The following is a 22,878-nucleotide window of genomic DNA, read 5'->3' as shown; positions in this document are numbered from 1 at the left end:
GCGCGGCGCGCGGTACACCTCGCGTCCGGGCCCGGCTCCGGCCGCCGCCGGGCGGTTCGCCTCGCGTGGCGGTGCGGGGCGGGCCGGTCCCGCGCGTAGGGTGACTACAGTTCTGTAGACGTCTGTTCCGGCCGGCCGCGCTCGGCCGGCCGGGCGGGCCCCGCGCACCGCCGGGGTCCGGGGAAGGCGGGCCGCCCGATGTCTCGCACGCCGTCCGGCCGGCCCCGCCGGTCGCCGTACACCCGGCGCGGCCTGGGCTGGGCCGCCGCTCTGGCGGCGGCGTTCGCGGTGCTGGCCGGGGTGGTGCTGACCCGGCACGGCACGCCGTACCCCCTGGACACCGGCCCGATCGACTGGTCCGTACGGCACCGCCCGCACGGCTGGCTGACGGCCGCGCGCGGGGTGACGCACGCGGGCACCGGCCCGTACCCGTTCGTGGCGGCGGCGCTCGGCGGCTGGCTCGGCGGCAGCCGGGGGCGGATGGCCCGGGCTCGCGCCGGGGTGCCGGTGGCGCTGCTCGCGGTGGTGGCGCTGGTCGCCGAACAGGCCGTGCGTGGCGCGGTGATGGTGGCCGCGGACCGCGCCCGGCCCCCGGTCGCCGACTGGGCGGTGGCCGCGTCGGGGCACTCCTTCCCCTCCGGGCACACCTCGTCGAGCGCGATGGCCGCCGGACTGCTGGCGTGGGGCGCGCTGCGGGCCCGCCCGGGGCCGCCGGGCCGCGTCGCCGCCGCCCTGTGCGTGGCGGCCGCGGTCGCGGTGGGCTGCTCCCGGGTCTACCTGGACGTGCACTGGCCGACGGACGTGCTCGGCGGCTGGCTGTACGCGGGCTGGTGCCTGCTGCTGGCGCTGCCGCCGCTGACCGCGTACGCCCGCGCGCACGACGGCGAGGACGGCAGCGGCAGCGGAGAGGTCAGACCTTGACGCCGTGCGACCGCAGGAACCTGAGCGGGTCGACGTCGTCGCCGTAGTCCGGGCCGGTGCGCATCTCGAAGTGCAGGTGCGGTCCCGTCGCGTTGCCGGTCGCGCCCGAACGGGCGATCCGCTGCCCCTCGTTGACGTGCTGGCCGACCTTCACCGAGATCTGCGACAGATGGCCGTACTGGCTGTACTCGCCGTCGGCGTGCCTGATCACGACCTGGTAGCCGTACGACCCACCCCAGCCGGCGGTGACCACGGTGCCCGCGGCGACCGAGTGCACCGCGGTGCCGGTGCCGACGAGGAAGTCGACGCCCGTGTGGTAGCCGCTGGCCCAACTGCCGCCGCCCACGTGGTAACCGGTGCCGATGGACGCGTGCACCGGCACGGTCCACCCGGAGGACTTCTTGGCCGCGGGCTCGGCGTGCGTCTTCTTCGGCGCGGGTTTGGCGGCGGGCTTGGCAGCGGGTCTGGCCTCAGGTCTGGCCGCGGGCTTCGCCGCCGGTTTCGCGGTGGGCTCGGCGGCGGGCGCGTGCGTCGTCTTCGGCGCCGCCTTGGCGGGAGCCGCCAAGGTCAGTCGCTGGCCGGGCAGGATCAGGTCGGGGTCGTCGCCGACCACCGCGTGGTTGTCGGCGTACAGCTCCGGCCAACCGCCCTTGACCTGGTGGTCCGCCGCGATGCCGGAGAGCGTGTCGCCGTGCACGACGGTGTAGCGGTCCCCGGCGTCGGACTTCTTCCCGCCCGGCTTCTTCCCGCCCGGCTTCTTCGCGCCCGGCTTCTTCGCGTCGGCCTTCTTCGTATCGGCCTTCGCGCCGGACGGCTTCGCGGCGGCCGGGTGCGCCGGGTGCGCGGTCGGGGAGGTGTGCTCCGTGGACTTCCTCTTCGGCTCCGCGCCGGCCTTCTTCGTACCGGTCGACACCTGCACGGTGTGCGAGGCCGTCGCGGGCTCCCGGGTCAGCCCGGCCCGTACCGAGCAGACCGGCCACGCGCGCGGGCCCTGGCTGCCGAGCACCTTCTCGGCGACCGCGATCTGCTCGCTCTTGGAGGCGAGGTCGGCGCGCGCGGCGTACGCGGTCCCGCCGTACGCCCGCCAGGTGCTCGCGGTGAACTGGAGCCCGCCGTAGTACCCGTTGCCGGTGTTGATCGTCCAGTTGCCGGAGGACTCGCACTTGGCGACCTTGTCCCACACCCCGGCGGTGGCGGCGTGCGCGCTGCTCATCCCGACCAGCGGCAGCGCGAGCCCGGCACCGCCCGCGGTGACGGTCAGCGACGCCTGGGAGACCCGGCTGGGACGATAGCGGCGGTGGCGTCCGCGTAAGGCCATGACGCGCGTCCTTTCCCTACGCTTCAGCGCCCGGGCTGCTCCGGGCGGGCCAGAGAGGCGGGCCAAAGATAGGCCCGCCCCGGCGCGCCCACAAGAGTGCCCGCAACAGCACAGGTGGGACTAGCCGGCGCATCCGGGGCGTTGTACGCCAAGTGACTTCTTTGCTGCGCGACACGCCGTTCTCCGTCCTGGACCGGTCCCGTACCCGCGAGGGCGAGGACCCGCCGCGGGCGCTGCGCGAGACCGTCGGCTTCGCGCGGCAGGCGGAGGCGCTGGGTTACCACCGGTTCTGGGTCTCGGAGCACCACAGCGTGCCGGGGGTGGCCGGTTCCGCGCCCACCGTGCTCGCGGCCGCCGTGGCCTCGGCGACCTCGCGGATCAGGGTCGGCACCGGCGGGGTGATGCTGCCCAACCACCGGCCGCTGGTGGTCGCCGAGCAGTTCGGCGTGCTGGAGTCGCTCTTCCCCGGGCGGATCGACATGGGCCTGGGCCGCTCGGTCGGTTTCACCGGCGGCGTACGCAAGGCGCTCGGCCACGGCAAGGAGGCCGCCGAGGGCTTCGACGAGCAGATCGGCGAGCTGCTCGGCTGGTTCGACGGCACCCAGCGCGCGTATCCGCAAGTGCACGCCTGGCCCGCCGAAGGGCTGCGCCCGGCACCGTTCCTGCTCGCCACCGCCAGCGGCGCCGACCTCGCCGCCGCGCACGGCCTGCCGCTGGTGATCGGCGGGATACGCGGCGAGGACGCGATGCTGCGGGCGGTGGACCGCTACCGCGCCGCGTTCCGCCCGTCCCCGTGGGCCGACGCGCCGTACGTGGTGCTCTCCGGCACCGTGGCGGTCGCCGCCACCGGGGAGCAGGCGCGCCGGCTGCTGGCCAGCGAGGCGTGGGCGACGGCGTACTCCCGCACGCACGGCGTCTTCCCGGCGCTGGCGCCGTACGCGTCGATCGCCGCGACCGCGATGGCCGGCGCGGAGCGGGACCGCTTCGAGGAGGCGATGGCCGGGCACATCCACGGCACCCCGCAGGACGTGGCGAAGTCCCTCGAATCGCTGCTGTCGCGCAGCGCCGCCGACGAGTTCCTGGTGACCACCAGCACCTACGACCGCGCCGAACTGCTGGAGTCCTACCGGCTGCTGGCCGACCTGCTGCACTGAGCTGGGCCCGAGTGTCCGGGAACGTCGCGAACCCCGCGAACCCGCAGGCCGGACACCCCCGCCCGTAGGATCGTACGGACGCGGTCCGCGCATCCGCCGGCCGCCGGGCACGGGAGGGGACCTCGGATGGGCACCGTACGGGTCGGCATCGTCGGCATCGGCAACTGCGCGTCGTCGCTGGTGCAGGGCGTGGAGTTCTACCGGGACGCCGAGCCGGGCGCGGTGGGGCTGACCCACCCGGTGTGCGCGGGGTACGCCGTCGGCGACGTGGAGTTCTCCGCGGCCTTCGACGTGCACACCGGGAAGACCGGCCGGGACCTGTCGGAGGCGATCTGGGCGGCGCCGAACAACTCGCGGGCGTTCGCGAAGGTGCCGCACCTGGGCGTTCCGGTGACCGAGGGCCCGCTCGCCGACGGGGTGGGGCGCGGCAGCGCGGACCGGCTCGACGTGCGGGGCGAGGCGAGCCTGGACGACGTGGTGCGGCGACTGAAGGAGAGCGGCACGCACGTCCTGGTGAACTTCCTGCCGGTGGGCAGCCAGGCGGCGTCCGAGCTGTACGCGCGGGCGGCGCTGGAGGCCGGCTGCGCCTTCCTCAACTGCATCCCGTCGGTGGTGGCGCGCTCCCCGCAGTGGGCGGAGCGGTTTGCGGCGGCCGGGCTGCCGCTGGCCGGCGACGACCTCAAGAGCCAGTTCGGCGCGACGCTGATCCACCGCGCGCTGGTGGACGTGCTGCGGCGCAACGGCGTGGCGCTGCGCAGCACCTACCAGTTGCTGGGCGGCGGCAACATGGACTTCTGGAACATGCAGGACGCGGAGCGGATGGCCGACAAGAAGGCCACGAAGGCGCAGGGCATGTTCGCCGGCGGCACGGACGCGGCCGGAGCCGGGGCCGGGAAGGCGGCCGGCGCTGAGCCGCAGGTCCACGTGGGAGCCGACTTCATCCCGTTCCTCGGCGACCGCAAGGTGGCCTTCATCCGCGTGGAGGCCGAGGCGTTCGGGGGCACCCCGCTCGACATCGACCTGCGGATGGAGGTCGACGACTCGCCGAGCGCGGCGGGGAACGTCCTGGACGCGGTGCGGTATCTCAAGGCCGCGCTGGACCGCGGGGTGGGCGGCGTGGTGGACGCGGTGGCGGCCTCGGTGATGAAGGCGGCGCCGGTACCGCTGGACGAGACGGCGACCGCGCGGGGGCTGGCCGAACTGGGCTGAGCGGGCCGCGGTCCACCTGCCCGTACGCCGTCGCGGCGGCCGGTACGCGTCGCGCGGGCGGTGTCAGGTGGCCGGTACGCCGTCACGTGGGCGACGTACCCGACGGCCGATCAGCGCGGTATGACTATCCGACATATGACGGTACGTCTGGTTGGCGGCGCCCGGGTCACTCGCAGGCGCCGCGGCCTCACCGGTATGGGCTGCACCACCGCGCAGGGGTTGCTCATCGTTCTTACGGTGATCATATGAACGACATCCGTCCTCTTCGCCACTCCGCTCGCCGCCGCACCACGCTGCCCGTCGCCTTGCCCGCCGCGCTGCCCGCCGCCGCGCTGGCCGCCGCGTGCTGCCTGACCGCGCTGACCGCCGCGCCCGCGGTGGCCGCGGCAGCCGCTCCGGCGGTGGCGCCCGCGTCCGGTGGGGGTCAGGGCTCCTCGGGCTCCGCCGCCGACACCTCCCAGACGGCCGTGGACCGGACGCTGCTCGCCGAGCCCGGCGTGCACGTGCTGCCCCGCTCGGGCGCCCCCGAACTGCCGTCCGGCCTGTCCGCGCTGTCCTGGACGGTGTCCGACGCCCGCACCGGCCAGGTGCTGGCCGCGAAGGACGCGCACCGGCAGCTGCCGCCCGCCTCCACCCTCAAGACGCTCTTCGCCGACACGGTGCTGCCGCGCTTCCCCGGCGACCTCAAGCACAAGGTCAAGGACTCCGACCTGGCCGGCCTGGGCGACGGCAGCAGCCTGGTCGGGGTGCAGCCCGGCCAGACCTACACCGTCGCCGACCTGTGGCGCGGCGTCTTCCTCGCCTCCGGCAACGACGCCGTGCACGTGCTGGCGAACATGAACGGCTCGGTCGCGAAGACCGTCGCCGAGATGCAGGCCAAGGCGCGGATGCTGGGCGCGGACGACACCCATGTGGTCACCCCGGACGGCTACGACGAGCCGGGGCAGGTCTCCTCCGCCTACGACCTGGCGGTGTTCGCCCGGGCCGGGCTGGACAACCCGGACTTCGCGCAGTACGCCTCGACGAAGGACTCCGAGTTCCCCGGCGGCTACGACGCGCACGGCTCGTACGTGGCGTCCTTCGGCATCGAGAACACCAACCGGCTGCTGACCGGCGAGAAGGGCGTCACCGCCTACCCGGGCCTGGTCGGCGTGAAGAACGGCTACACCACCAACGCGGGCAACACCCTGGTCGCCGCGGCCCGCAAGAACGGCCGCACCATCATCGTGTCGGTGATGAACCCGCAGTCCGGCGCGACCAACGCCGTCTACACCGAGGCGACGAAGCTGCTCGACTGGGGCTTCTCGGCGGCGGACCACACCACGTCGGTGGGCACGCTGAACGCCGCGGCGCCCGAGCGGCCGGCCGACGCGGGCACCGCACCGGACTCCGCGCGGGCCGGGCGCGGCGCGGCGCAGGCCCCCGAGGAGGCGCACGCCGCCCCGGTGGCGTCGCGTTCCGCGGTGGCCTCGCCGACGGCCTGGGCGGTCGGCGGCGCGCTGGTGCTGCTCGCCGCCGCGTCGGTGGTCGTGCTGCGGCGCCGAGCAGCCGCGAAGAACCGGTAAAGCTCCTGGCAGAGGGGTACGCTCGGTGATCGGGCGGTCGAGCCGGGCGGTGGGCGCGAGTCGGCGGCCGCCCGTGCGCTGACGCGCGCCGCCGGAGGGGGAGCTGTAGCCGCATGAGCCGTCGTTCGACCGGGTTGGTGTCCACGTGGGCCGAGATCCAGCGCCAGCAGCAGCGGCAGACGGAGGCTCAGCACCGGGCCCGGGAGCAGCAGCGGCGCGAGGCCGAACGGCGGCAGCGGGCCGCGGAACGCGCGCTGGCCCGCTCGCAGAAGGAGCAGCAGGCGGCCTACCGGCGCCGCCGCGAGGACGACGCCCGCCGGCGTACCGAGGAACTGGAGCGCCGCAGCGAGGAGTTGGCGGGGCTGCTGCGGGCGGGCTGCGCGGCGCCGGTCTTCTCGCCCGAAGCGCTGGTGCTCCCCGAGGAGTTGGAGCCGTTCGCGCCGGGCCCGCTGGCGGTGCCGGTGGCCATGCCGCGGCTGGAGAGCTACGCTCCCGCGCACCGCTCGGCGTGGGGCCTGGGCCGCCAGGACCGGCAGGTGCGTGAACGCTACGAGCACGACCTGGGGGTGGCGCGGGCCGCGGAGACCCAGCGGCAGCACCAACTCGCCGACTACCAGGAGCGGTACCGGCGCTGGGCGGAGCAGCGGCTGGCCGAGATACGCCGGCACAACGCGGGGGTGCGCGACTCGCTGGAGCGGCTGCGCGGCGGCGAACCGGACGCGGTGGAGGAGTACTTGACGGGGGCGCTGTACTCGTCGCGGGCGTGGCCGGAGGGGTTGCCGCGGCAGGTGTCGGCGACTTTCGAGGCGCCCGAGCGGCAGTTGGTGCTGAACTGGGAGCTGCCGGCGTTCTCGGTGGTGCCGGAGGCGGCGCTGGTGCGGTACATGCCGAGCGTGGACCGGGACAAGGAGGTGGCGCGGCCGGTCACCGAACGGCGGGCCGCCTACCGGGACCTGCTCGCGCAGTGCCTGCTGCTGGTGCTGCGCGAGGTGTTCGGCGCGGACTCCTTCGGCCTGCTCGGCTCGGTGGTGCTCAACGGCTTCGTGGACGACACCGATCCCGCGACCGGGCACCGTACGCCGGTGTTCCTGGCCACCGCGATGGTCTCCCGGGCGGACTTCGACGCGGTGAACCTCGTGCAGGTCAACGCGGTGGACTGCCTGGTCGACGGTCTGGGCGGGCAGTTGTCGGCGCGGCCGGACCGCAGGGCGGCGGTGGTGCCGGTGCGGCAGCCGGGCGAGGCGGGCCGCGGGGTGGTCACGCACGGCGGCGGCGAGGAGCCGGACCTGCTGACGATGGACCCGCTGGAGTTCGAGGAGCTGGTCGCGGAGCTGTTCCGGGCGATGGGCATGAGCGCGGTCACCACGGTGCGGTCCGGCGACGGCGGGGTGGACGTGGACGCGCTGGACCCGGACCCGATCCGCGGCGGCAAGATCGTGGTGCAGGTCAAGCGGTACCGCAACACCGTCACGCCCAGCGCCGTACGCGACCTGTACGGGACCGTGCAGTCGCTCGGCGCCAACAAGGGCGTGCTGATCACCACTTCGGGCTTCGGCCCGACCTCGCACGCCTTCGCCAACGGCAAGCCGCTGACGCTGGTGTCGGGTACGGACCTGGTGGAGCTGCTGCACCAGCACGGCCTGGGCGGGCGGTTGGGCGGCGGGCCGGCCGCGCGTGCGAGCGAGGGAACGCCGACTGCCGGGCAGGGGCTCGGACTTGACGACGAACCGGACGCGAGCGTGCTGGGCATGTGGTGGGCCGGGGAGGTGGCGCTGGACGTGTGCGCGCTGGTGTGCGCGGGCGGCCGGGTGCTCGGCGACGACCACTTCGTCTTCTACAACAACCCCCGCACCCCGGACGGCAGCGTGCGGATGATGCCGGGCCTGGGCGGCGACAAGGCGGCGATCTGGGTGAGCTTCGACCGGCTGCCGGCCACCGCCGACCGGGTGGTGCTGGTCGCCGCGATCGACCCCGAGGTCAATCCGGACGCCGATCTGGCCGGGTTCACCGACGCCCGGATACGCCTGACCGACCCGGAGGGCAGCGAGGCGGACCGGCTGGACGTCTCCGACGGCCGCCCGGGCGAGACCGCCCTGGTGCTGGGCTCCTTCCGCAGGCGGTCAGGCGACGACTGGACCTTCGTGCCCGGCGGCAAGGGCTACCAGGGCCCCGGCGGCCTGGTCGAGCTGGTGCAGGAGCACGGCATCGAGGTGGAGTAGCGCGACCGCGGATCGGAGTGTGCTAGAGTCACCGTAGGGACTTGTAGGTCCGCGCCCTTCTGATGGCGCCTCGTCCCTCTCTCCCCTCGGTTCTCCACCGAGCGTGGTCTGTTCTCCGATCGACACGGCGACGGCCGATCCTCGTCCTCGCCCGACTTCCCGCGGTACCCGGAGCGTGCATCCCTCCGCTCGGGCCGCAACTCCCTCACGCCCTACGGCGGCGTACGGCGCCGCCCGTCTGATCCATCCGTCCGCGAAAGGACGACATCCATGACCGACATTCTCGAACGCCCGCTGAACCGGCAGGAGTTGCCGCAGCGGGTGACCGGCGTGCTCGACACCGAGCGCGGCGGACAGGCCCGGCTGCGCGGCCCCGGCCTGCTCCCCTCCCCCGACGACCCGGCCGTGCCGCAGGCGCTGGTCCGCCGGGCCGGGCTGCGCAGGGGCGACCTGGTCGAGGGCACCGCCGGCAAGCCCGGCACCCTCGCCGACGTGCGGTCCGTCAACGGGCGGCCGCCGGCCACCCCGCGCCCCCACTTCGGCGACCTCACACCGCTGCACCCCAACGAGCCCCTGCGGCTGGAGAGTTCCGCGCTCAAGGGCTCCTCGGCCGCCGCCGGACGAGTCATCGACCTGATGGCGCCGATCGGCAAGGGCCAGCGCGCCCTGATCGTGGCCCCGCCCAAGGCCGGCAAGACCGTGCTGCTGCAGGGCATCGCCGCCGCGGTCGCCACCAACCACCCCGAGGCGCACCTGATGGTGCTGCTCGTGGACGAACGCCCCGAGGAGGTCACCGACATGCGGGCGAGCGTCCGCGGCGAGGTGATCTCCTCGACCTTCGACCAGCCCGCCCGGCAGCACATCCAGGTCGCCGAGCTCGCGATCGAGCGGGCGAAGCGGATGGTCGAGCAGGGCCGCGACGTGGTGATCCTGCTCGACTCCCTGACCCGGCTGTGCCGCGCCCACAACAACAACGGCGCCGGCAGCGGCCGCACGCTCTCCGGCGGCGTGGACGCCGCCGCCCTGCTCGGCCCCAAGCGGCTGTTCGGCGCGGCCCGGCTGGCCGAGGAGGGCGGTTCCCTGACGATCCTCGCGACCGCCCTGGTCGACACCGGTTCGCGCGCCGACGACTTCTACTACGAGGAGCTCAAGAGCACCGGCAACATGGAGTTGCACCTCGACCGCTTCCTCGCCGAACGCCGGGTCTTCCCGGCGATCGACATCACCACCTCGGGCACCCGGCGCGAGGAACTGCTCGTCCCCGCCGACGAGTTGGCGGTCCGCTACCACCTGCGCCGCGCGCTCGTGAACCGCGACCCGCACGGCGCCACCGAGGTCCTCCTCGCCCGCCTGCGCGAGACCGCCACGAACGCGGACTTCCTCCGCAACGCCCGCGCCACCGTGCCCGGCGCCTCCTGACGCCCCGGAGCCTCACCACGCCCCCCGGCGCCTCGTCGGACCTCAGGCACCCCGGCGCCCGGGGGCACCGCGGAAAATCGGGTGCCTCCGGCGCCGGGAACCGGCAGGATCGCCGGATGACCGACAGGGAACCGACGGGCCGAATCCTCCCGGGCCGGCTCCTTCCGGGCCACTTTCTTCGGAACCGCTTCCTCCGGGACGGCTTCGTGAAGGTGGAAGGCGCGTTCGCGAGGAGCACCGCACAGGAGTGCGCGGCCCTGCTGTGGGAGCAGACCGGGTGCGACCCGGACGACCCGGCCACCTGGACCGAACCGGTGCACTGGGTCGGTGGCATGGCGCAGGCTCCCTTCGCGGAGGCGGCCAACACCCCGGTGCTGCATGCCGCGTTCGACCTGCTGGTGGGTGCGGGCCGGTGGGCGCCGCGCTCCGGGCTCGGCTCCTTTCCGCTGCGCTTCCCGCACCCGGTGGAGCCCGACGACGCGGGCTGGCACATCGATGCCAGCTTCCTGCCGCCGGGCGCGCGGCAGTACCGCGTCAACACGCGCTCCGAGGGCCGCGCGCTGCTGATGCTCTTCCTGTTCACGGACGTGGCGGAGGCCGACGCGCCCACCCGCATCCGGATCGGCTCGCACCTGGACGTGCCGCCGGTGCTGCGGCCGTACGGCGAGGAGGGCACGTCGATCTTCACCGTCGCGAAGGAGGTGGACGAGGCGAGCGCCCATCGCCCGCTCGCCCTGGCGACGGGACAGGCCGGGGACGTGTACCTGTGCCACCCCTTCCTGGTGCACGCGGCGCAGCCGCACCACGGCAGCCGGCCCCGTTTCCTGGCGCAGCCGCCGCTGCATCCGGCCGAGCCGCTGCGGCTGGAGCGGCCGGACGGGGCGTACTCCCCGGTCGAGCTGGCCATCCGCGCCGGCCTGGCCGCGCCGCCGCGGGAAGCCCCGACGCTCGGCCCGGCGCCGGACATCGGTTAGCGTGCACCGCATGCTGCATGGACGGGGAGCCGAAGCGGACACGGTCGAGGCGCTGCTGGACGGCGCGCGGGCAGGCCGCAGCGGGGTGCTGGTGGTGCGCGGGGACGCCGGGATCGGCAAGACCGCGCTGCTGGCGCACGCGGTGGAGTGCGCACGCGCGGCGGATTTCACGGTGGTGCGCAGCTCGGGCGTCGAGTTCGAGGCCGAACTGCCTTACGCCGGACTTGAGTTGCTGCTGCGCAAGGCGATGGGCGCGATCGGGTCGGTGCCGGAGCCGCAACAGCGGGCGCTGCGTGCGGCGTTCGGGCTGACCGCGGGGAACGCGGGCGAGCCGATGTTCGTCGGTCTCGCGGTGCTGTCGCTGCTGTCGGGGCACGCGGGCGACGGGCCGCTGCTGTGTGTCGTCGACGACGCGCAGTGGCTGGACCGGGCGTCCGCCGACGCGCTGGCGTTCGCGGCCAGGCGGCTGGACGCGGAGGGCGTGGTGATGCTCTTCGCGGCCCGCGACGGCGAGGGGGCGTTCGTCACGCCGGGGCTGCCCGAGCTGCGGCTTGGCGGGCTCGACGCGACGGCGGCCGGCACGCTGCTGGCCGAGCGCGGCGCCGGGCTGGGCACGGCCGTGCGGCGCAGGGTGCTGGCCGAGGCGCAGGGCAACCCGCTGGCCCTGCTGGAGCTGCCGCTCGCGCTGGACCCGGCCGGCGGAGCCGACGGCTCCGGCGCGGCCGGCGCGGCGGGTCCCGGCGCGGACCTCGGGCCCGACCCGCTGCCGCTGACCAGCAGGCTGGAGGCCGCCTTCCACGGCCGGGTCGCCGACCTGCCGCGTGGCACGCAGACGCTGCTGCTGATCGCCGCCGCCGACCACACCGGCCACCCGGACACCCTGCTCGCCGCCGCCACCGCGCTCGGCGTCGGCGTGGACGACCTGCCGCCCGCGCAGGACGCCGGGCTCGTCCTGGTCGACGAGGAGGACCGGCTGCGGTTCCGCCATCCCCTGATGCGGGCCGCGATCCACCAGCGGGCCCCGCTGCCGGAGCGGCTGGCCGCCCACCGGGCGCTGGCCGAGGCGGCCGACCCGGTGCACGACCCGGACCACCGCGCCTGGCACCTGGCGATGGCCGCGACCGGCCCGGACGAGGAGGTGGCCGCCGCCCTGGAGGCCACCGCGGCGCGGGCCCGCCGGCGCAGCGGCCACTCCGCCGCGTCGGTCGCCTACGAGCGCGCCGCCCGGCTGAGTACCGACTCGACCGCCCGCGCCGACCGCCTCCTGCTGGCCGCCGAGGCCGCCTCGGAGGCCGGCGAGCTGCCCCGGGCCCGGGACTTCGCCGAGCAGGCCGCCCGCGTGGCGGCTCCGGTCCTCTCCCCCGGCTCCGCGGCGGAGGCGGTGATACGCGCCAGGACGCTGTACGTACGGGCGCTCGCCGACTTCTGGCAGGGCGCCTTCCCCGGCGCGCACCGGATGCTGCTGGTGGGCGCCGACGCGGTGGCCGCGGTGGACCCGGAACGGGCCGGGCGGATGCTGGTGCAGGCGGTGCACACCGCGTGGTACCTGGGCGCCGCCGAGGTCGAGGAGACCGTACGGCGGCTGGCGGCACTGGAGTTGCCCCGGGACGCGGCGATCCGCCCGGTCGCGGACTTCTTCGCCGGCGCGCTGGGGGTACCGGGCCCTGCCTCCGCCTCCGCCCCGCCGACGCCGGAGGAGCTGCTGCCGGCCGCGGCCGCGGTGCGGGCCGCCAATGGCGGCGACGCCGACCCCCGCGAGCTGGTGATGCTCTGCGCGGCCGGCATGCTGCGCGGGCAGGACGATCAGACGTACGAACTCGCCGCCCAGCTGGCGACCGAGAGCCGGGACAGCGGCGGGGTGGGGCGGCTGGCCACGGTGCTGTTCTTCCGGGCCGAGGTGGAGGTGTTCGAGTCGCGGATCGCCGAGGCGTACGCCACCGCGGCCGAGGGGCTGCGGATCGCCCGGGACACCCAGCAGGCGCAGTGGGTCAGCCAGTTGAGCGGTGCGCTGGCGCAGGTGGCCGCGTTGCGGGGCGACGAGGAGGAGTGCCGCGCCCACGTCGCCGAGGCGCTGGCGGCCGCACCGGGCGCGCCGACCGCGCCGGGTGCCGGGTGGGCGTACTGGTCGCAGGGCCTGCTCGACCTCGGCCTGGGCCGGGCCGGATCGGCCCTGGAGCGGCTGGAGTTGCTCACCGAGCCGCTGCTGCGGCACCACATCTGCACCACCCGCAGCGTGCCGGACCTGGTGGAGGCGGCGGTCCGCCTCGGTGAACCCGGGCGCGCGGCCGAGCCGTTCGCCCGGTTCGAGCGGTGGGCGCAACGCACGGGGCAGGACTGGGCGGAGGCCATGGTGGCCCGCTGCCGGGCGCTGCTGGCCCCCGACGAGCAGGCGGAGGCGTACTTCACGGCGGCGCTGGCCGCGCACGACCCGCACCGGCGCGCGCTGGAGGCGGCCCGCACCGAGCTGCTGTATGGGGAGTGGCTGCGGCGGGCCCGGCGCAGAAGCGAGGCGGCCGGGCGGCTGCGGTCCGCGCTGGAGGTCTTCGAACGGCTCGGCGCCCGCCCGTGGGCGGAGCGGGCCCGCGGTGAACTCGGCGCCTCCGGCGCGCTGGTGACGGTTCATCAGGAGACGCGTTCGCTCGCCGAGCAGGCGGGGCTCACCCCGCAGGAGGGGCAGATCGTCCGGCTGGCCGCGCACGGCCTGTCGAACAAGGACATCGCCGCACGGCTGTTCCTCAGCCCGCGCACGGTCGGCTACCACCTGTACAAGGCGTACCCGAAGCTGGGCGTCGCCTCGCGCGGCGAACTGTCCGGGCTGCTGGCCTGAGTTCGGCCCGCCCGGCCCGAACGCGCGGACGGGCCCGCCCGGTTGCCAGAACCGGGCGGGCCCGCCGATCGCGGCCGTGCGACCGCGGTGCCGGTGTCAGATGACGACGCCGTGGCTGCTCAGGTAGGCGACCGGGTCGATGTCCGAGCCGTAGCTCGGCGTGGTGCGCACCTCGAAGTGCAGGTGCGGCCCGGTGACGTTGCCGGTCGCGCCCGAGATGCCGATCTGCTGGCCCTCGGTGACGGTCTGGCCGGCCGAGACCAGCGCCTGCGACAGGTGGCCGTACAGGGTGTACTTGCCGTCGGCGTGGCGGACGATCACGTCGTTGCCGTACGCGCCGTCCCAGCCGGCCGACACGACGGTGCCCGCGGCGACGACGTGCACCGGGGTGCCGGAGCCGACGAGGAAGTCGACGCCGGTGTGCGAGCCGCTGGACCACAGCGAGCCCGACGCCTTGTAGCCGGTGCCGATGGCGGCGTCGCCGACCGGCTTCATCCAGCCGGTGCCGGCGGTGGTCGTGGCGGCGGCGGTGGACGCGGTGGCGGTCTTCGCCGCGGTCTTCGCCTGCGGCGCGGCCTTCGCGGCGTCGAGGGTCAGTACGGTGCCGGGGCGGATCAGGCCGGGGTTCGACCCGATGACGGCCTTGTTGTCCTGGTAGAGCTGCTGCCAGCCGCCGGTGACGTGCTGCGCGGTGGCGATCTTGATCAGGGTGTCGCCCGTGACGACCTTGTACGTGGCCGAGGCGGCGGTCGCGCTCTTCGCCGGGGTGGCCGCGCCCGCGCCGGTCGCGGCGACCAGCGGCAGCACGAGTGCGGCGCCGCCGGCGCCGGCGGCCACGTAGAGGCGGGTGAGACGGCGGCCGTTGCGGACCTTGGGCTTGCGGTGCCGGCTGTGTGCGGGCATGGGGGATGTCCTCTCCTACGCCTGCGAGGTGAGCTGTCGGGTTCGGGCAGGAGATGCCCGGCCGCGGATGCGGCTTCACCCCGAGCCGCCCGGGTGCGCCCGCCGGCGGTGCGGCGGTCGACTCGGGCGGCGGCTTACCTGGTTCCCCCGCTCCTGCCATGTCGGTGTTCGGGTGATCCGCGTAGCGGGCGGTGGCAGGACTCGGCGGTCCGCCCGGCGGAGGGGAAGCGGGTTGCCCCGCACGAGACGGAACGTAGGGGACGCCGCTCCACCCGGGCAAACGGCCCTTCCCCACCCCCGGGCGCCCCCGTCACCGTATGTGCCCGCGCTCCCGGATGTCCGTTATGCCGCCCTTACTTCAGGTGTGCCACCCGCCACCGTCCATCACGGTGCGCCGGTCGCGCTGACTCGGCGTATCACGGCCGACCGCGGACCGTACTCATCCGGTGATCCCGCTCACACGTTTCCGAATTGCCCTGATTCGTACGGTTCTTGGGTGCGCTCCCTTCGCGGGAGGAGCCGCACCTCCGCAGGGGCACCCCGGGGGGAACCTCAGAACGTGCCGGGGGCGCCGATGAGGCGATGGTCGAGGGTGCGGGAGAGCCGGTAGGCGACCGGGCGGAAGCCGATCGCGGGGAAGTGCCCGGCGGCGTGCGGCGACGCGGACGGCCACTGCGCCGACATGTAGCGATACCCGGCGTCGTACGCCCAGGCGAGCGCGGTCGCGAGGAGCACCCGGCTGATCCCCTCCCCACGGAAGGCGGGCTCGACGTACGCCTCGACGAGTTCGACGCAGGCCGCCGGGACGACCGGGTCCGGCTGCGCGGGCACCAGCAGCACCATGCCGATCTCCTCGCCGCGCCGGGAGGCGATCCACGCACCGCAGCGGGAGTCCGAGAGCGCACCGGCGTAGTGCACGCGCAGCGCCGCGAGCGCGGCTTCCGGCTGCGGCTGGAAGGTGGCGGTGCCGCGCTGCCGCCGGGCGGACTCCGCGGCCATCCGGCCGATCTGCGGCAGGTCGCCGGGCCCGGCCCGGCGGATGGCCAGTCCCTCGACCCCGCGCGGCTGCCGCCCGCGGGCCTTGACCGCCATCAGCCCGTGCACCCGCTCCCGGCCGAAGCCGAGGTCGGACCACGGCGTGGTGCCGACCTCGCCGGCCGGCACGTCGACGTAGTGCACCAACCGCCGCTCGGCGACGAGCCGATCGGCGACCCGTACGTACAGCGCGCGCAGCACCTCGCTCTCGCGGCCGGAGGGGAGCGCGTGGCCGCCGTGCGGGACGAGCGCGGAGCGCGGGTGGCTGCGCAGGGCGGCGGGGTCGTCGGGGGCGAGGTCGAGCGGTATCGCCGCGAGGTGACCGATCAGGCCGCCCTCGCCGTCGAGGGCGCGGACCGCCTCGATGCCGGGCACCTGGTGGAGCTTGCCGAGCAGCTCCTCGCCGCGCACCGGACCGTCCGCGAGCCAGGACCGCTGCGACGGAGGGCGCCGGGCCCGGGCGAACCAGCGGTCGTACCGCTGGACGGCAAGAGGTATGTGCTCGGTGGTCAGCGGCGCGGTGGCGACAGTCATGGTGCTCGTGGACGCTAGTGGTGGGCGCCGTCCCAGGGCAAGGCGGGTCCGGCCGGGGCCGGGGACAGGTCGGGACGGGTGCCGCCAACCGCGCGAAACGCCGTGCCCGGCAGGGGCGTTCGGCCGCCGCCGGCGCCCACCGGGCGAGGCGCCGAGGGCACGCCGGCGACCGCCGACCCGACGGCTCGGGCTTGCCGTCGCCTCCTCACCCGGTCCACGCCGGATGCCGCGGGTCGTCCGCGCGCACCAGGACGTCCGCGGCCTCCTCGGGCAGCGCCTCGCGGGCGTACCGCTCGTACGCGGGCAGGGTCCACTGCTCCTGCGGCGGGGTGCGCCGGGCGAGCGCCGCCGGGGACAGCCGCAGATGGACCGTGAGGTCGAACGGCAGCCCCTGCCCGAGCAGCAGCGGCCCGTCGAGCAACAGGACGCCGCCGGGCGGGAGTTCGACGTAGTCGGCCCGGGTGGAGCGGTCCGTGCCGGGGTCGCGCAGCGAGGGCAGGGCGCGGCCGCTGCCGCCAGGGCCGAGCGGGTCGAGCACTTCGCGGCGCAGCGCCCCGGTGTCGAGCCAGAGCTGGTAGTACGCGTCGACGTCCTCGTGGCCGTACTCCAGTCGCAGCGAGGCGGGACGCCAGAACGACTCGGCGCCGACCCGCAGGACCGGTCGGCCGAGCGCGGGCAGCGCGGCGGCGACGGCATCGGCGAGGTCCGCGGGGCGGGCGGCGGGGGCGCCGTCCACCGCGACCCGCCACCACGGGCCGGGCGGGCGGCCGTCGGCGATCCGCTCGGCGAGGGCGTCGGCGAGTCTGGGCCAGGTGATGGGGATCGGCTGCACCCGGCCATCCTGCCGGAGCCGCCTCGGGCGTCACCCCGGCGGCTCGCCGTCACCCGATCGGACGAGGTGACACGGCATCCGTACCGGGCGGCCCCGGCACGGGCGCCGGGACGGCCGGGAAGCGGGGAGGGCCGGAGGGAGCGGGCACATCCGGGCGGCGTTCCGGCCAGGGCCCGACGCACCTCGTACCCCTCCTCACTCCGGTGGTGGAAATCAGCTACAAATCACCCATTTGCCACCGAGCGCGATCTATTACTTTTTGTGAGCCTGGAAGAACTCACGGTGACCGTCCCCATCACCTCAGGAGAAGAGCCCCATGATCCTGTCCATCTCCGGCGTCGTGCTTCTCGGCGTCATCTGCTTCCTGTTCTTCCGCAAGGACGGCCTGAAGGTGTCCCACGGAGTGGTCTGCGCCCTCTTCGGGTTCTACCTCGCGGGCACCGCCATCGCCCCCAGCATCACCGCGGGTGGGGCGAGCCTGGCCAGCCTGATCGGCGGGCTCAAGATCTAGCGCCGTCCCCGACGGCCACTCCTGCCCCTCCCCCTCGGGCCCGGCAGCGGTCGATCCGCTCCCGGGCCCGTCGCCGTTCCGCTCCCCAGCCCTCGTTCCCGAGCGCACCCGCGCACCTCGCACCTCGCACCTGATCTCCCCGTGCTTCCCCCCAGCCGCGTTCCCCGCAGCTCTCCGCGCGTGTCCCCCCGCGCAGCGGCGTCCCCCATGCGCCGTCCCCCACCCGAACCACCCATGGAGCAACCCGTGGCCAGGCGTCCCCTTCCCAGCATCCTCAGCACCCGACCGGCGCTCGTCCGCGGCCGTGATCTGGCGCGCACCGCGGCCGACGGCGCCGGCGACGTGCTGCACCCCGTCATCACCATCGCCCGAGGCATGCGCAGGCAGGCGTCCTGGGCCGGCGGGTGGTGGGGCCGCACCCCGAAGGACCGGCGCGGACCGGCGCTGCTGCTGGCCGTCGCGGCGGTCGTGATCGTGGCGATGATGCCGTACGGGCCGATCCTCGGTGTCGCCGCGCTGGTCGCCTCGGCCGCGTGGATGGGCCGGGACCGCGCCGCCACCGCGCCGGCCGGGCCGACCGAGGCCGAGGGCGTACGCCTCCAGTCGCTCTACGAGGCGCTGGTGCCGTACCTGTCCGACGCGGGCGACCCGGCGCCGCTGTACGCGCACGACGGCGGCTGGGACCGGGCGTTCAGCTCGTACGAGTTCCAGGACGGCCGGCTGATGCGGCTGCACCTGCGCTATCCGGCGTACTTCACCGACGGCGAGGCGGACTCCCGCGCCCGGGTGGAGCAACTGCTGCACGCCAAGGCCGGGCGCGGCCGCGAGTACCGCTTCGACTGGAACGAGGAGGAGAACCACCTCACCCTCACCACCCTGCCGCCGCTGCCGACCGACATCGTCGCGCAGCGGTTCGTCACTTCCCCGGGTGAGACGGTGCTCGGCTTCACCGACACCGACACGGTGCAGCGGACCGTGCCGGTCGCGGTGCCGGCCGGCGAGGAGGGCGACGGCGACCAGCCGACCACCCGGGACGCGCCGCCGGTGGTGTGGCGCACCGGCGCCCGCTCCACCGAGCCGCACCTGCTGGCGCTCGGCCAGCCCGGCACCGGTACGACCAGCCTGCTGCGGTCGATCGCGCTCCAGGCGCTGGTGCACGGCGACGTGGTGGTGGTGGACGGCAGCGGCACCGGGGAGTACGCGTGCCTGGCCGGGCGGCCGGGCGTGCTCGCCGTCGAGGACGGACTGCTCGGGGCGTCGGCGACGCTGGAGTGGGCCGCGCACGAGACCGAGCGGCGGCTGATCGCGGTGAACCGGGCCCGGCAGGCGGGGAATCCGGTCGCCGAGGACGTACGGCGGCCGCTGTGGATCGTCGTCGACCGGCCGACCGCGCTCACCCAACTCGCGCTCGCCGAGGGGCGGCCCGACCCGCAGGCGCTGCTGGACGTCCCGCTGCGGCACGGGCGCACCGCGAACGTCGCGGTCGCGGTGGCCGATCAGCTCGACGCGACCGAGGCGCTGGCGCCCGTGGTGATCTCGCAGACCCGGGCCAGGGTGGTGCTCGGGCCGCTCGCACCCGAGCACGTGCAGGCCGTCCTCGGGGCGCCGCAACGCACCACCCCCGCGGGTGACGTGCCCCCCGGGCGCGGCTACGCCCGACTCGGCACCGGCCCCGTGCTCCGGCTCCAGGTGCCCGCCACGCCCGACCCCTTCGACGAGGAGGCCCCCGCCGCACACCGTTCCGCGGTCCTCGCCCTCCTCCCCTCCGACGGCGCCCCCCTCTCCACCCCGACCCCACCCGAACCCGAGCGGAACTCCACGCCCGAAACGGTCACCCTCCGCAAGGAAGCGGTTGTCCGCACGGTCGCCGACCTGGAGCTCGGCTAGCCCCTGCGGGCCCCTGCGGGGTGGCCGCCTCGCCTTTGTCTGACGGTGCGTCGTGGTTGGCCGCGCAGTTCCCCGCGCCCCCACGGCACCCCACCGCCGGAGTTACGGCTCCTTGCCGCCTCACGGCCGGTGGCCGGCTGCGCGCGCAGTTCCCCGCGCCCCTGAGGGGGTTGCTCGCCGTCGTCGTCCGACGGCCCCCGGGCTCGGGCCACCGCGGAGGAAGCCGCACTTACCCAGGGGCGCGGGGAACTGCGCGACCAGCCACCCACCAGGCCGGAGACGGACACGAACCGCCACCACGACGGCGGGCAGCCGCAGGGGCGCGGGGAACTGCGCGACCAGCCACCCACTGGCCGTCAGACGAAGGCGCGGCGGCCACCCCGCAGGGGGGCGCGCGCAACCGGCCACCGGCCGTCAGACGAAGGCGCGGCGGCCACCCCGCAGGGGCCCGCAGGGGCTACGCCACGAAGAGGCCGGTCGGGTCGCCGTCGGGGGCCGCGCCGGAGCGGACGAGTTCGGCGGCTTGGGCGAGGCGGGCCGCCGCCTCGTCGGCGGCGGGACCGCTGACGGTGAAAGGTATGCGGACGTAGGACTCGTAGGCGCCGTCGACCCCGAATCGGGGCCCCGCGGGCACGCGGACGCCGAGCCGTTCACCGGTGACGGCGAGGCGGGACCCGGAGACGTCACCGGTGCGCACCCACATCGTCATGCCGCCGTGCGGCACGCTGAAGTCCCACCCGGGCGTGTGCGCGCGCAACGCGGCCACCAGGTCGTCCCGGCACTCGCGGGCGCGGGCCCGGCGGGAGGCGAGCGCCTGCTCCCAGCCGCCGCCCCGCATCAGCCAGGCCACCGCGAGCTGGTCGACGACGGGAGACGCGAGGTCGAGGTAGGCGCGGGCGGAGACCAGCCGGCGCACCACGTCGGGCGTGGAGCGCACCCAGCCGATCCGCAGCCCGGCCCACACGCTCTTGCTCGCCGAGCCGACCGTCATCACGGTGCCGCCCCGGTCGAACGCGGCCAGCGGCCGCACCCCGGACTCCTCGCCGTCGAGGACCAGTTCGGCCATGGTCTCGTCGGCGACCACCGTGGCCCCCGCCACCCGGGCCGCCTCGACCAGCTCGCGCCGCTCGTCGTCGCCGACCAGCGTGCCGGTCGGATTGTGGAAGTCGGGCATCACGTAGACCATCCGGGGCGCGGCGTCCCGCATCACGCGGCGCCAGACGTCCATGTCCCAGCCGCCCAGCCGCTCCCGCAGCGCGACGGGCACCAGCCGGGAGCCGGTCTCGCGGAACAGCTCCAGCACGTTGGCGTAGCTGGGCGACTCCACGGCGACCCGCTCGCCGTACCCGACCGAGTGCCGGGCGGTCGCGCCGACCGCCCCCATCGCCCCGGTGGTCACCATGATCTGCTCGGGCATGGTCGGCACCCCGCGTGCGGTGTAGCGGTCCGCGATGGCCTCGCGCAGCACCGGTAGCCCGGCGGGGAAGTCGCCGTGGGTCGCGGCGTACGCGGGCAGCTCGGCGAGGGCGCCCTGCATGGCCCGGCTCAGCCACGGCTCGGGCGCGGGCAGCGCGGCGGTGCCGAGGTCGATCACGGACCCGGCGGCGTCCGGCGGCAGGGGTTCCAGGCTGCGGGAGGGCAGGATGTGGCCCTCGGGGATCGCGGTCCAGCTGCCGGCGCCGCGCCGGGAGCGCGCGAAGCCCTCGGCCCGCAGCGCCTCGTACGCGGCCGCGACGGTGGTCCGGCTCACCCCGAGCGCGAGTGCGAGTTCCCGCTCGGCGGGCAGCCGCGCGGCGACCTGGAGCCGCCCTTCCAGCACCAGCAGCCGCACCCCGTCGGCCAGCCCGCGGTACGCGGGCAGCTTCCGTCCGCCGTTCCCGGTACCGGCCCCGCTCCCGCCGGCCGCCGGCCGGGGGGTCAGAAGCCGGGCAAGGTGCGCGGCGCTCACCGTAGCGGTCCACTGAGGCATCGAACTCAGTCCACCTTTCCCGGATTGGCTGTGGAAGAAAGCCGTGTACAGGCCACAGAGTGGCATGCGCGTCCGTTCACACGCCAGGGGGGTACCCGTGCGCCGTCCACCCGTCCACCGCCTCGTCCGTCTCTACGCCGGGCTCGCGCTGTACGGCGCGAGCGACGCGCTGCTGGTCCGCGCCTCGCTCGGCCTGGACCCGTGGGACGTCTTCCACCAGGGGCTGTCGCGGCTGACCGGGATCAGCATCGGTCTGGTCTCCATTGTCGTCGGTGCCGCCGTTCTGCTCCTGTGGTGGCCGATGCGGCAGCGCCCGGGGCTCGGCACCGTGTCCAACGTGGTGCTCGTCGGCCTCACGCTCGACGCCACCTTGGCCCTGGTGCCGTATCACGCGGCGCTCGCGGTGCGGGTGCCACTGGTGGTGGGCGGGGTGCTGCTGAACGGCGCGGCCACCGGCCTGTACATCTCGGCCCGGTTCGGCCCCGGCCCCCGCGACGGCCTGATGACCGGCCTGCACCGCAGGACCGGCCGCTCGCTGCGGCTGATCCGTACCGGCATCGAGCTGACCGTGCTGGGGGCGGGCTTCGTACTCGGCGGCGGCGTGGGCGTCGGCACCGTGCTGTACGCCGTGTCGATCGGCCCGCTCGCCCAGTTCTTCCTGCGCCTGTTCGACACTCCCCCGGCCCGGTCCCAGGCCGGGCCCCCGGCCTCGTCCGCGGCCTTGTCCGCGGCCGGTTCCGAGCCGATCATGGCCGGTACGGACGGCTCTGCGGGCATTCGCCGGGAAGCGCCGGAACACCGGGTGGTGGACACGATTTAGCCCTGAGGGGTGCGGGCGGGTAGTGTACGCGGTTGGCCCAGCGAGCTGACCGCTACTGCACGCAAAAGATACGACGACAGCGGGTGACATATCCCGCCGAGTGTGACAAATGGGATGTCGCTGGGTAGAAACAGGGGCGACACGACGGGCGACGCATATCCCGAAACGGGAATCTTCACCGCCGACCGGACGTTGACCGGATGACGACGACAGCGACACCTGTCCTGTGGGCGACCAAAGCCCGGGAGGCACGATTCATGAGTGAGCGAGCTCTCCGCGGCACGCGACTCGGGGCCACCAGCTACGAGACCGACCGCGGCATCGATCTGGCCCCGCGCCAGACCGTTGAGTACGCATGCCGGAACGGCCATCGATTTGAGATGCCGTTTTCGGTTGAGGCCGAGATTCCTCCGGAGTGGGAGTGCCGCGCCTGCGGCCAGACCGCGCTTCTGGTGGACGGAGAAGGTCCCGAGGAGAAGACCACGAAGCCGGCGCGCACGCACTGGGACATGCTCATGGAGCGGCGCACGCTCGAAGAGTTGGAGGAAGTGCTGGCCGAACGGCTCGCCGTCCTCCGGTCCGGAGCGATGAACATCGCGGTGCATCCGCGCGACAACCGCAAGACCGCCTGACGGACCGGGTCCGCGGCGCCGCGGGCCCCACTCCGGGCCCGCATCCGCGGCCCCCGAACCCTTCCGCCCGGCCGGAGCATCCGCTCCGCGCCGGGCGTACCTATGCCGTCCTACGGTGTCCTGTGCGGGCCCGATCCTGTGCCGCCGGT

The 22,878-nt window shown here is 75.1% G+C and carries 17 protein-coding genes and 1 riboswitch; of the genes, 12 read left to right on the top strand and 5 right to left on the bottom strand.

Annotated features, from left to right (window positions below; all coding sequences use genetic code 11):
* Window positions 1-198: 198 nt before the first annotated feature.
* Window positions 199-921: a phosphatase PAP2 family protein gene (locus tag OG896_RS34815; protein ID WP_329371773.1), complete on the top strand. Its 723-nt coding sequence runs from the start codon at window positions 199-201 to the stop codon at window positions 919-921.
* Here OG896_RS34815 and OG896_RS34810 read toward each other — a convergent pair.
* Window positions 911-2,239 carry a transglycosylase family protein gene (locus OG896_RS34810; RefSeq protein ID WP_329371772.1) on the bottom strand — a complete coding sequence of 443 codons (1,329 nt, stop codon included), beginning with the start codon at window positions 2,237-2,239 and terminating at the stop codon, window positions 911-913. The genes OG896_RS34815 and OG896_RS34810 overlap by 11 nt on opposite strands.
* A 152-nt stretch (window positions 2,240-2,391) precedes the next feature.
* On the opposite strand from OG896_RS34810, the gene OG896_RS34805 reads away from it, so the two are divergent.
* From OG896_RS34805 to OG896_RS34775, 7 genes are all read left to right on the top strand, one after another.
* Window positions 2,392-3,393 carry an LLM class flavin-dependent oxidoreductase gene (locus tag OG896_RS34805; RefSeq protein ID WP_329371770.1) on the top strand — a complete coding sequence of 334 codons (1,002 nt, stop codon included), beginning with the start codon at window positions 2,392-2,394 and terminating at the stop codon, window positions 3,391-3,393.
* Window positions 3,394-3,519: 126 nt separating this feature from the next.
* Window positions 3,520-4,602, top strand: coding sequence for an inositol-3-phosphate synthase (locus OG896_RS34800; RefSeq protein WP_329371768.1), 1,083 nt, complete (start codon window positions 3,520-3,522; stop codon window positions 4,600-4,602).
* A 245-nt stretch (window positions 4,603-4,847) separates the two neighbouring features.
* Complete coding sequence (locus tag OG896_RS34795) at window positions 4,848-6,167, top strand: D-alanyl-D-alanine carboxypeptidase family protein (protein ID WP_329371765.1); 1,320 nt, start codon at window positions 4,848-4,850, stop codon at window positions 6,165-6,167.
* A 113-nt stretch (window positions 6,168-6,280) separates the two neighbouring features.
* Window positions 6,281-8,386 (top strand): restriction endonuclease, encoded by a 2,106-nt coding sequence (locus OG896_RS34790; RefSeq protein WP_329371763.1) that lies wholly within the window; start codon window positions 6,281-6,283, stop codon window positions 8,384-8,386.
* A 270-nt stretch (window positions 8,387-8,656) separates the two neighbouring features.
* Entirely contained in the window at window positions 8,657-9,805 is a 1,149-nt protein-coding gene (rho, locus tag OG896_RS34785; RefSeq protein WP_329371761.1) for a transcription termination factor Rho, read from the top strand.
* A 116-nt stretch (window positions 9,806-9,921) separates the two neighbouring features.
* Window positions 9,922-10,779 carry a phytanoyl-CoA dioxygenase family protein gene (locus OG896_RS34780; protein WP_443057197.1) on the top strand — a complete coding sequence of 286 codons (858 nt, stop codon included), beginning with the start codon at window positions 9,922-9,924 and terminating at the stop codon, window positions 10,777-10,779.
* A gap of 10 nt (window positions 10,780-10,789) precedes the next feature.
* On the top strand, window positions 10,790-13,606 hold the full coding sequence (locus tag OG896_RS34775; protein WP_329371756.1) for a helix-turn-helix transcriptional regulator: 2,817 nt from the start codon (window positions 10,790-10,792) through the stop codon (window positions 13,604-13,606).
* Window positions 13,607-13,702: 96 nt separating this feature from the next.
* Here the strand turns inward: OG896_RS34775 and OG896_RS34770 are convergent, their stop codons facing one another.
* The 3 genes from OG896_RS34770 to OG896_RS34760 form a co-directional block, all read right to left on the bottom strand.
* The gene (locus OG896_RS34770) at window positions 13,703-14,509 is read right to left on the bottom strand and encodes a LysM peptidoglycan-binding domain-containing M23 family metallopeptidase (protein ID WP_329371754.1); all 807 of its coding nucleotides are present in this window, start codon (window positions 14,507-14,509) and stop codon (window positions 13,703-13,705) included.
* 5 nt (window positions 14,510-14,514) lie between these two features.
* A riboswitch (cyclic di-AMP (ydaO/yuaA leader) is annotated at window positions 14,515-14,635 on the bottom strand.
* Between the two features lie 426 nt (window positions 14,636-15,061).
* Window positions 15,062-16,078, bottom strand: coding sequence for a GNAT family N-acetyltransferase (locus tag OG896_RS34765; RefSeq protein ID WP_329371752.1), 1,017 nt, complete (start codon window positions 16,076-16,078; stop codon window positions 15,062-15,064).
* A 205-nt stretch (window positions 16,079-16,283) separates the two neighbouring features.
* Window positions 16,284-16,910: a uridine kinase gene (locus OG896_RS34760; protein WP_329371750.1), complete on the bottom strand. Its 627-nt coding sequence runs from the start codon at window positions 16,908-16,910 to the stop codon at window positions 16,284-16,286.
* A gap of 316 nt (window positions 16,911-17,226) precedes the next feature.
* Between OG896_RS34760 and OG896_RS34755 the strand changes: the two genes are divergently transcribed.
* Both OG896_RS34755 and OG896_RS34750 read left to right on the top strand, forming a co-directional pair.
* Window positions 17,227-17,421 carry a hypothetical protein gene (locus OG896_RS34755; RefSeq protein WP_103887705.1) on the top strand — a complete coding sequence of 65 codons (195 nt, stop codon included), beginning with the start codon at window positions 17,227-17,229 and terminating at the stop codon, window positions 17,419-17,421.
* 246 nt (window positions 17,422-17,667) lie between these two features.
* Complete coding sequence (locus OG896_RS34750; protein ID WP_329371748.1) at window positions 17,668-19,308, top strand: hypothetical protein; 1,641 nt, start codon at window positions 17,668-17,670, stop codon at window positions 19,306-19,308.
* A 457-nt stretch (window positions 19,309-19,765) separates the two neighbouring features.
* On the opposite strand, the gene yczR is transcribed toward OG896_RS34750, so the two are convergent.
* On the bottom strand, window positions 19,766-21,277 hold the full coding sequence (gene yczR / locus OG896_RS34745) for a MocR-like transcription factor YczR (RefSeq protein WP_329371746.1): 1,512 nt from the start codon (window positions 21,275-21,277) through the stop codon (window positions 19,766-19,768).
* A 64-nt stretch (window positions 21,278-21,341) separates the two neighbouring features.
* Between yczR and yczE the strand changes: the two genes are divergently transcribed.
* Together yczE and OG896_RS34735 are read left to right on the top strand one after the other, a co-directional pair.
* A complete protein-coding gene (gene yczE, locus OG896_RS34740; protein WP_329371744.1) occupies window positions 21,342-22,097 on the top strand; it encodes a membrane protein YczE in 756 nt (251 codons plus the stop codon).
* 257 nt (window positions 22,098-22,354) lie between these two features.
* A complete protein-coding gene (locus OG896_RS34735; RefSeq protein ID WP_031517570.1) occupies window positions 22,355-22,729 on the top strand; it encodes an RNA polymerase-binding protein RbpA in 375 nt (124 codons plus the stop codon).
* Window positions 22,730-22,878: the final 149 nt, after the last annotated feature.

The organism is Streptomyces sp. NBC_00669 (genome assembly GCF_036226785.1).
Taxonomy (GTDB): domain Bacteria; phylum Actinomycetota; class Actinomycetes; order Streptomycetales; family Streptomycetaceae; genus Actinacidiphila.
The sequence above is the reverse complement of the archived record's forward strand: the minus strand, read 5'-3'. Positions and strand labels throughout refer to the sequence as shown.